This is a genomic window from Ilyobacter sp., from assembly GCF_041583315.1.
Classification (GTDB): domain Bacteria; phylum Fusobacteriota; class Fusobacteriia; order Fusobacteriales; family Fusobacteriaceae; genus Ilyobacter.
The window spans coordinates 1-2,599 of record NZ_JBFHGC010000418.1 but is presented as its reverse complement, the minus strand read 5'-3'; the positions used below and the strand labels follow the sequence as shown (position 1 = coordinate 2,599).

Below are 2,599 nucleotides of genomic sequence, written 5' to 3'. Positions count from 1 at the left end.
GTATCGAGTATGTCCTCTATGAAAATAAAGAGAATCCATATATCCTGACATTTGTGGAAAAATGGCGTGATCAGGAAGCTGTTGATAAACATGGAAGTACAGATTTTTTCAAGGAAAATATCGAGAAAATAATAAGTTACTCTGAAAATTTAGAAATTTCTTTAAACAGTGAGGTATAATTAAAAAAAGGCTTGGGAAAATTTCCTGAGCCTTTTATGTTTCAAAAGATCTATTTCAAGGCAATCAAATCATATTCATTTTTTGTGTAGTTATACTTTTATTTTTAATTTAGATTCTGTTCTCTTTTTTATATACTTTGGTCTGGTAAAAAAATTCAAAACTTGGAGAAAAGAGGTAATCTGAGTTTTTTAAGAATATATTTTTGTATGATAAATGATATTAATATCATTACCAGGAGGAGAACATGATTGAGGTTTTATTATCAAACGGAGAAATCAAAAAATTTTCAAGCATAGATGATCTTGATATAGACAGATCTAAAATCCTCAGTATTCAGCTGATGGAAGCCAGTGAAAAAGAGATAAGTACACTAGCCAAACGATTTGATTTTGTTATACAGCCCCTAGATAAAAGAAGCGAGATAGAGATAAGTTCAAGATACGTAGAGATCGACTCACAAATATTTTTAAATTTAACCTTTCCCAATTTGACCAAAGATCAAACAATCGAAGAATCTCTCATCCACGTAATAATTTTGAAGGATATTCTTATATTAAATTTAAACGGAGTATCAGATATTTCACTCATTCAGATTCTGAAAAACAGAATTTTCTACACAAGCAATATAAATTCAGACCAGGAACTCACTCTTCTTTTTTTAAGCTCCCTCACAGATTATTATGCCGATCTTATTGAGCTGGTTTCAAAGAAAGTAAAAAGATATTTCAAAGAAGTTCTTGAGCTAAAAAATATTTCACTAGAGGAACTTGATAATTTAACTAAGATAAAACTTGATAATATCCAGCTCAAAGAATGCCTTATCGAACTACAAAGGATAATACTGCAACTGAGGAGAAGTCCCGCAATGAATGAAAGAAGTCAGCAGCTTTTAATTTCTGAGAGTAAAGATTTAGCAGTAATAAACGGGCATATAAATTATAACTTTGACAGGCTTAATGATCTCAAGGATAATATTTCCAGTAAGATCGAATTAGAGCAAAATCATATAATTAAAATTTTTACTGTAGTTACAGTATGTATAGCACCCCCAGGTTTAATCGCCGGTATTTACGGAATGAACTTTGACATCATGCCTGAATTGGGATGGAATTTCGGTTACCCTTTTTCTGTACTAATTATGATTATATCTATAATAATAACCCTGGGAATATTAAAGTATAAAAAATGGATTTAAATTTTAATATTTCTGTGACTTATATCAAAACTATTTAACTGTAATAAATATATTTACATTTTCGATTATTTGGAGTATTCTACTTAGAATATTTATTACTGATTATATATGAATAGTAATCTGCGTAAAGGTTTTAAAGGGGTGAAAATAGTGAAAAAAGAAATACTTCGGTATTTAAAATTAATTTTAGGATTTTTTTGTTGTTCCCTAGGGGTGATTATAATCATAAAATCTAACCTCGGGTTTTCCCCATGGGATGTATTGCATCAGGGAATATCAAATGTTGGAGGTATTACAATAGGTCAGGCTGCAACCCTTGTGGGAATCACAGTTGTGACTTTGGATATTTTTTTGGGAGAACGAATAGGAAGCGGTACTATCTTAAATACACTGTCTATGGGTATATTTATGGATCTGATTCTTTATCTGGACATAATTCCCCTCAGCACAAATATTCTCACGGGAATCCCCATGATATTTTCCGGATTATTTATATTCAGTATCGGATGTTACCTCTATATCTCCACCGGACTTGGATGTGGTCCAAGAGATGCTCTCATGGTCGCCCTTACCAAAAAGACCGACCTTTCAGTGAGATCCATCAGGGGGATTCTTGAGATCGGAGCCCTGGCAATAGGTTTTTTTCTAGGGGGATACGCCGGAATAGGTACTGTTATCGTTGCTCTTTTTACAGGTTTTTTTCTTCAGGGAGTATTCAGACTCTTCGATTTTGATGTGAAATCTGTGGTTCACAGGGATGTCAAGATGGAAGCTCTTTTGGTGAAAAATTACTTTTACAACAGATAATTGTTTTAAACACCCAAAACTTATGAAAAAATATAAAAACTCAAAATTAAAAACCTCCTTATGGAGGTTTTTTCTTCTTATCGGAAAATATTTTTAGCCTTATGTTAATTTAGAAATGGTTTCTTATGGCAAACTGTATCAGTCCCCATGAAATTAAAAGCATTGTTATTCCTATTAAAACATCCAAAATTTTCCATGTAATCTCTCTTTTAAATATCGGAATAAGAATCCTTGCACCATAAGCCAGTCCGAAAAACCACACAAAAGATGCTAAGCAAGTACCTATGAGAAAATCCAACCTTTGATTTAGAGGGTACTTTGAACCTATACTTCCGATAAGAATAACTGTATCTAGGTATACATGGGGATTCAACAAACTCAGTGCCAGAAGTGTAAAGACAGTCTTTTTCATCGAAT

General features: G+C 32.4%; 4 protein-coding genes. 3 read left to right on the top strand and 1 reads right to left on the bottom strand.

Annotated features, from left to right (window positions below):
• Nucleotides 1-2: 2 nt before the first annotated feature.
• The 3 genes from ABZA26_RS12320 (at nt 3) to ABZA26_RS12310 (ending at nt 2,182) form a co-directional block, all read left to right on the top strand.
• On the top strand, nt 3-179 hold the full coding sequence (locus ABZA26_RS12320; protein ID WP_372714811.1) for a putative quinol monooxygenase: 177 nt from the start codon (nt 3-5) through the stop codon (nt 177-179).
• A 245-nt stretch (nt 180-424) separates the two neighbouring features.
• Nucleotides 425-1,375, top strand: coding sequence for a CorA family divalent cation transporter (locus tag ABZA26_RS12315; protein ID WP_372714810.1), 951 nt, complete (start codon nt 425-427; stop codon nt 1,373-1,375).
• Nucleotides 1,376-1,525: 150 nt separating this feature from the next.
• A complete protein-coding gene (locus ABZA26_RS12310; RefSeq protein ID WP_372714809.1) occupies nt 1,526-2,182 on the top strand; it encodes a YitT family protein in 657 nt (218 codons plus the stop codon).
• Between the two features lie 109 nt (nt 2,183-2,291).
• Here the strand turns inward: ABZA26_RS12310 and ABZA26_RS12305 are convergent.
• A partial coding sequence (locus tag ABZA26_RS12305; protein WP_372714808.1) for a LysE/ArgO family amino acid transporter occupies nt 2,292-2,599 on the bottom strand: 308 nt, incomplete at its 5' end.